General features: G+C 66.9%; 6 protein-coding genes. 3 read left to right on the top strand and 3 right to left on the bottom strand.

Annotated features, from left to right (window positions below):
- On the bottom strand, window positions 1-827 hold an 827-nt coding region (locus ACLQ24_RS27920), incomplete at its 3' end, for a hypothetical protein (RefSeq protein WP_425894724.1).
- Between the two features lie 559 nt (window positions 828-1,386).
- On the opposite strand from ACLQ24_RS27920, the gene ACLQ24_RS27925 reads away from it, so the two are divergent.
- The 3 genes from ACLQ24_RS27925 to ACLQ24_RS27935 all read left to right on the top strand — a co-directional run bounded on the left by ACLQ24_RS27925 (window position 1,387) and on the right by ACLQ24_RS27935 (window position 5,169).
- Window positions 1,387-2,568, top strand: coding sequence for a toll/interleukin-1 receptor domain-containing protein (locus tag ACLQ24_RS27925; RefSeq protein ID WP_425894725.1), 1,182 nt, complete (start codon window positions 1,387-1,389; stop codon window positions 2,566-2,568).
- Window positions 2,569-3,029: 461 nt separating this feature from the next.
- On the top strand, window positions 3,030-4,415 hold the full coding sequence (locus ACLQ24_RS27930; RefSeq protein ID WP_425894726.1) for a hypothetical protein: 1,386 nt from the start codon (window positions 3,030-3,032) through the stop codon (window positions 4,413-4,415).
- Window positions 4,416-4,674: 259 nt separating this feature from the next.
- Window positions 4,675-5,169 carry a hypothetical protein gene (locus ACLQ24_RS27935; RefSeq protein WP_425894727.1) on the top strand — a complete coding sequence of 165 codons (495 nt, stop codon included), beginning with the start codon at window positions 4,675-4,677 and terminating at the stop codon, window positions 5,167-5,169.
- 672 nt (window positions 5,170-5,841) lie between these two features.
- Here the strand turns inward: ACLQ24_RS27935 and ACLQ24_RS27940 are convergent.
- Both ACLQ24_RS27940 and ACLQ24_RS27945 read right to left on the bottom strand, forming a co-directional pair.
- Window positions 5,842-6,297 carry a SitI3 family protein gene (locus ACLQ24_RS27940; RefSeq protein ID WP_425894728.1) on the bottom strand — a complete coding sequence of 152 codons (456 nt, stop codon included), beginning with the start codon at window positions 6,295-6,297 and terminating at the stop codon, window positions 5,842-5,844.
- 14 nt (window positions 6,298-6,311) lie between these two features.
- A complete protein-coding gene (locus ACLQ24_RS27945) occupies window positions 6,312-6,722 on the bottom strand; it encodes a hypothetical protein (RefSeq protein ID WP_425894729.1) in 411 nt (136 codons plus the stop codon).
- Window positions 6,723-6,983 lie beyond the last annotated feature (261 nt).

Genomic DNA, 6,983 nt, shown 5'->3' on the forward strand with positions numbered 1-6,983 from the left:
CGCAGCACCTTCAGCTCCTCGGCGGTGGGTTCGTGCGGGACCTGGTCGCGTTCCTCGGTCAGGGTGACCGTGCGTCGGACCTGCCCGGCCTGGAGGAACACCCGCGGGTGTTTCGCCTTGGTGTTGACCCCGAGCCGGTGCCCTCGCCGGGCCGCCTCGCCGGCGAGCTGCCGGATCAGCAGCAACGCCCGGGGCAGTAGGTCCGGGCTGACGGCGAGGTTGGTCGGATCGGCTTCGAGAGCGCTGAACGCCAGATGCGGGTCGGTGGTGACACGTCGGGTGTTGAGCCGGATCCGGTTCCAGTCGGTCTCGTCGGGACCGGCATCGGTGTACAGGCGGATGACGATGTCCCCGGCGTCGCGGCCAGTGTGGCGTAGATGGTGACCCGATGGCACAAGTCCCTGCTGCTTGGCCGCGTGAATGATCCGCCGGTACTGAGCCCGCGTTCCACTGTCGGGACTCTCAATGCGGATCGTGCCGTTCTCGCCCTGTAGGCGGTCGAGCAGTTCGCGAGCCGATCGCAGCAGCTCCGCCGACCATGCTCCGCCGACGGTGCCGCCGGGTGCCGGCGCCTCGGATTGCGGGAGGGAAGCACGGTGGTCGGGATGATCTGGGTGGTGGCCATGCTCAAGGTAGAAGCGACCGGCATCGGTCGAGGACGCCCTCCACACCCCTGCCTTGCGTGTCACCGTCACCAGGTTCCGGTCCTGGAGCGCACGCGCCGACCGGCGAAACTCGACGCCGTCCGAGCCGCTGAGGTCATCGCCGCCGTGGATCCGGCGAAGCAGGCCGAGCTGCCGCTCATTGAGCGAATCCCATCGCTGCATCAGCCGACAGTAAGGGGCACGGCGTACTCGATGGAGCTGCACACGGCTGAATGTGGCATCCCAGTCCGAAACATGGACCGAGCTGTGGGCTCCGCCTGAAACCGACCCGTGGTTTCGGAACCCGCCCGGAACAGAGGGGTCCAGGTCGAGCCGGCATTGACACCGAACCGAATCCGCTGCGCCCGTTCAACTCAGCGCGCCCGCGCGGCGGGAGTGGATTGCACCTCGAGGCTCAGCCACAGGCACGGCGGAACACACTTCAGCCATTCCCACTCCCGGCCCCGCGGGCACGGCAGTCCGAGCCTGCCGCCGTCGCCACGATCGCCGACCTGCTGACCCCGCCCCGCAAGCGAGCAACGAAGAAGACCCGCTGACCGACGCCATCGAAGACCGCCGCCGACGCCTCACGACCCGGCCGCGCGAGAGCCGAAACGCGGAGGTTAGGTTCACGTCCCACCGCGCGTGGCTCGGCCCTGAGCAGCGGACTCTACGTTCAGGCATGGCCCGTCGCGGCGGTCCAGGGCGGGTCGATGTCGCCGCCTGTACCTATCCTGGTCAGGTGGACGGTGTAGCGAAGGACTTTTTCATCTCGTATACGGCCGCTGACAAGGCGTGGGCCGGCTGGATCGCGTACATCCTCGAGGCGGACGGCTTCGCCGTGACAATTCAGGAGTGGGACTTCCGGCCGGGCAGCAACTTCGCCGTCGAGATGGACAAGGCCCTTAAGCAGTGTCCGCGAATGATTGCTGTGCTCTCCCCGGCCTATTTGAAGGCGCCCTTCCCGGCCTCGGAGTGGGCAGCCGTCTTCGCCAGCGACCCGGCGGGCGCGAAGAACGCGCTCGTGCCGATCATGGTGCAGGAGTGCCAGCCGGAAGGGCTGCTCAGCCAGGTAGTGCAGATCCGCATCCACGGACTCGACGAGACCGCTGCCCAGAAGCAGATCCTCGAAGGCGTCCGCCGCGAACGGAACAAGCCCACCACACCCCCGCCGTTCCCCGGTACGTCGGCGACGTCCACCAAGGCGCCCGCCCAGGCTGTGCCATATCCGACAGCCCGCACTGCCGCGCCAGCCAGCCCATCACGGCTGCGCTGGCAGAGCCCAGCACCACCGGTCAGCATCTCCTGGCGCAGCGACCTCGGCCAAGGCACGCAGGACCGCAGGCTAGGCGCCGCAGCCGTCGAAGTGCACCTGGCCTTCACCGCCGACGATGCGCGACTGCAGGTGAGCGAGCTGGCTGGCCTCGCCGACCTGCTGCCCGACCACGGCCGACAGCACAGCCTATTCACCCGGCTGGAAGCCCTGCACGCGCACGCCGACTCCACCGTCGCCCGGGCGACGAGTAGCAGCCGGGACAACGAGAAGGGGCTTGTGATTACCCGATCGGGCCAGAGGTCGGCGTGGGCCCCGCTGCCCCGAGGCCAAATGGGCGCGGTGCTCGACCGGGACGACCTGACCAAGCAACTCACCGGCATGCTCAACACGTTGACGGCGCTGGAACTACCTCACGGTGACCTCGTCGTACCCGCCATCGGGCTCGACCCCGCCACCATGATCTCCTACGGCAGGGTCAACGTGCCGAGCAACACCGCCACCTACGGGTTCGGGCAGGCAGACCACCTCCACGTCTCCCCGGACGAAGCCATCGACTACGGCAGCGTCATCGCCCGCCCCGCCGACGTGGCCGCAGAACTCGTCGCACGTCTCATCGCCGACCACCGGGCCGCCACGGGCCTACGCTGACGATCCGCTGATCTCGGTAGGAGGCCGTCCGCGAACTCGGCCGATGTCCCTCAGCTTCATGGATGAGGCTGATGCCGCGGTGTCCGTGTTTTGCTGGACCGGTGACCACCGTGAATTGGGAGCGTGAGCCCGGAGAGCGGGTGGAGGAGTTCGTCGCGGCTCTGCTGCTATTGGAGCACCCTCACGGCAACCTCATCACCCCGTCGCGCGGCGATCGCGGCGTCGACATCCGGGTCGAGCACCCCGAGGGTTTCGACATCTACCAGGTCAAGAGGTACGCGAGCCGGCTCGATGCCCGGCAGGCAGCGGAGATCGGGAAGTCATGGTCAACGTTCGTACGGGAAACCCTGCCCCGGCTTCCCGTACGGTCGTGGACCCTGGTGACACCGTGGAACCCCACCAACGAGCGACTGGACTGGCTCGCAGAGCTCACCGCAGAGGCTCCGTTCCCATGCCGGTGGATGGGCGGCACGAACCTGGATGTGCTGGCAGCACGCCACCCAGAGCTGGTGGACTACTACTTCGGCGACGGGGGAGAGCGACTACACCGCCTGATGGCCGACGCACTTCAGGGCGGCCGGGACCTGCCACGCGGAGTCCCCCCGCAGGACATGCTCGCCGCCGCCGTCGAACGACAGCGCGCCATCGTCACCAACCTCGACCAGGTTGATCCGTTCTACCGCTACGAACTGGAGATCCGCACTGGGGCCGTCGGCGACTTGCCGTGGGACACGGAACTGGGCCGATGGGCCTCCGCCGCCTACGTGCAGTACCAACAGCTGCCCGACGGCCAGTACTCGGTGCTGCGGCTGCTGCCGAAGTCCGCAGAGTCGGCGAGGTTACGTCCCATCACCATCTCGGGTCGGCTGGAGGTCACCTCGGGATCGCCCGAGCATCAGGCGGTCGAAAACTTCGTGCAATTCGGTACCCCGTTCGTGGACGTGCCGGGAACCGTCACCGAGGTCAGCGGGCCACCCGGCGTCGCCAGGTCCACGCCCGGTCAAGGGCGTTTCCAGTTCATGGTTGCTCCCGAATCCGCCGCGGATCTACCGGACCTGGAGATCCGCCTCCTCGACACGACCGGCGCCACGCATCACACCCTGAACCTCACCGACGTGGAACTGTCCAACGGGTTGAACGGCACCGGGTCCTGGCTGTCCGGATACGACCAGGGAGGCGCGGTGCAGTTCCAGTTCTTCGTCAACGGCAGGGACGGCGACGCCGTGCAACTGAACGCTCAATCGCTTACGGGGAAGGTGCCCGCCGACGTGCTCCCGGCCGTTCGCTTGACCGCTGACCTCGGGCCCGGCATGGGAATCATGGCGGCCGTGCGAGGTGGCGGCCCCGCCGTCACCCCCGTCTGGGAAATGAGCGACGAGCCAGTGACGCCCGTGGCCCGCTGGCATGTCCGCCTGCTTGAAGCGCTGATCGCGATCCAACGCCACACCTACCAACGCATCACCGTGCCGGACGTCGACGCCACATCGACGGATGACCTGGACGCGATCCTGCGGGTCGGCCGGCTCCTGCGCGGCGAACACGTCGAGGGGACCTGGTCCGAGATTCCCCTCACCGTCACGTCCCCCGAGAACCTGCCGGTCGGTGCCGACGAGTTCACCTTCGCAGGCCTTTTCCCGATGACCGTGCGGATCAACGGCCGCGACATCGCCCTCAATATGCGTCGCCAAATCGTGTATTGCGCGGCTCGACTTGTAGAGCCCGCCCCCGCCGAGACCGACCAGGCTGGCGGACCGCTGCGCCTCGTACCCGGATCCACCGACCGCGCGATCATCACCGCCGTTCCAGACGTGACCGGTCCGCCACGGGTCGGGATCGGCGAGGCCTAGCGTCATCACACGCCCAGGATCAACCAATGTCAGTCTCTGGCGGTCGGCATACGGACCTCCATCCCTGAACCCGGTCAAGAAGGCGACAGTTGGGGACGTCGATGGGCTCCGCAGAAGACGAAAGGATGTGACCATGACGACTCCGCACACGCCGGCAGACCCCAACCTAGGCACGGTTCCTGCCCGGCCCTGCTCCCGGCCGCCGACCTCGTCGGACCTCCACCCCAACCATCCTCGGCCGGCGGGCGCGGACCTCGAGATGATCGAGGTGTACGCCGTCGACTACGGAGTACCCCCGGACGGCAACGGCAGAATGCAGACGATGGACATGCGGCCGCTCCTCGACGCCGTTGCTGCGAAGCATGATGGTTGCCTGCCTTGCGAGGAGCACCATGTGACCTCGATAGCTGCCGATCCGGCACTGATCACCCACGTCGTCGGCGTCGGCCTATTGAACCTAGGCATTCACGAGGCAACCGCCCGCCAGTTGCTGCAACACATGGATCCTGACGGCTGCGCGATCGCCATGGCAATCCGCAACGAGGGCCTCCTGTCTGCGGTCAACCTGGCAAGATCGAAGAACGCAGAGCGGCGGCGAACGGCGGCTCGCGTGGTCTTGAGCAACGCAATCACCGCAGTCCAATGGTTCGGCATGCCAATCTCCAACCTTTGCCCGCCCGTCGTAGAACGTCCGACCGGACACCTTGGCGACGCGGAGATGATCAAGGATCTCAGGTCCGACGGGTATTGGTGAGTGCCGTCGACGGCACCCCTGCAGGACTTCGCCTTCAGCGGGCACGCATGAGGCATTCCGACCCACCTCATTCTTTGGGAGGCGACCGAGGACGCATCCCGCCTAGCTGATCTTTAGCAAGCGATCACAGCAAGGCCCCGCTGCGACCGGCATACGTTGGCAGAAAGCAGAAAGCCGCAGGTCACTAGCCTGCGGACACCGGCGGAGCGTCGTCTTAGGAAACCGATGCTCTATCCCCTGAGCTACGGGGGCGCGAGTGGTCAGTGTAACGACCTGGGGGTTCACCTGGGGTGGCAGGGAGTGGCCCACGTTCACCCACGTCACCCTGACCCCTGTTAGCCCAGCCCAGGACCACACGCGGAGCACACGAACCCAGGTTTGCGACCAGCGATCGGCTGCGTTGACCCGCGTTGGCACCGGTTCACCCGGGTTGGCATCCGCTGGAGAGCACACACCGCGCACATCATCGAAGATCATGTGCGGCTGTCCGCTCCCCCGGCTGGGCGCCGCCTCCCACGGGGGATCCGGCCAAGTCGCCACCAACCACGCGGTGGCTGGTCGTCGTTGTCGCGGGTCAGGTCCGTCGGGTCGAGGAAGACGACGTCGACGTCGCCCACGGATGACGGGTCGAAGTCGCGCCGTTCGTCAGCGGGTCACCCGCGCTCGGCTGGTTCATTGGGTGATGGAGTCGTCTATGCCGTAGTGGCTCCACCAGGTAGGCCGGTGTCTGCGGAGTTCGCCCGCGGTGCGGGTCAGCAGGAGCCAGTTGCCGTCTTGGACCAGCGCCGCGTCCTCCTGCCGGGCGGCCAGCACACGGGCCACGGCCTGCATCATGTTTGGGATCCCCTTGTCGACCAGGTCGTCTGCCCGCATGGAGAAGTCGATGTCGACGTACGTCTCCGGCTCCCATTCCCAGCGGGCACCGTCGTCGGCCTCGGCATCGAAATAGCCCTGGCTGCCTGAGGAGACGGTCAGCGCGTACCCGCGGGTGTCGTAGAGGCGGGCACTGAGCAGCCGTGGGTTGGTGCCGCTCGGCCTGGGCTTCTCGGCGGGTTCGGCTGCCACGAGATCAGCCACGTGGTCCAGGGGCAGGTCACCGGCCAGGGTCAACCTAAACTCGACAGCCATCTCTGCGCCTCTCCTCAGTCTCGACGGACGATCTGCACGATCGCGCCACTCGGCGTTACCGCGACGAGTTCTTTCAGCCTCTCGACGGGCCAGGTGTCGAACTGTGTCCGCAAGGCCGGGAGGTCTCCGTGCCAGTCGTGCAGGTTCAGCACCACACGTTGGGTCTGCTCCTTGTCGACCTTGGCGCGGACCTCGCTCCAGACGCCCCGCACCGGCTTGCCGAGAGTGGGCGAATAGCAGTCGAACACGTGACCTTCGATCAGGTAATCCGGGTCTTTGTTCGGGTTGCCCGAGTCGCCGGTACGAAGCCGGGCATCGGCGATCTCCTGCCTGGTGGGGTTCTGGTGGACCCGGTAACTCTTGCTGGCGACTATATCGGCGCATTCGTTCTCGAGCTCCAACGGACGCCGCCCTTCGTCGTCCAACCGGGGTGGAATTCTGGTTCTCGGACCGGTCGGCGTCCCGCCCGGGACACCGGTTGGCTGTCTGGTCCAAGACGTGCCGAGGTCGTGGTCAGCGGACGTGGTGTCGCCGGCGGCATGAGGTGTCGACGGCGGCTCATCGTGCGCGAAAGGGGTAGAGCTGGCCGGTAGGTGACCGCCAGCCCCTGTCAGTTTCCGTGCGACACGAGGTCGCGCGGCGCAAGTGGATACACCGTGTGATGGATCGGAGGTTGTTGTCGATGG

The organism is Micromonospora sp. DT4, from assembly GCF_049841675.1.
Lineage (GTDB): Bacteria > Actinomycetota > Actinomycetes > Mycobacteriales > Micromonosporaceae > Micromonospora.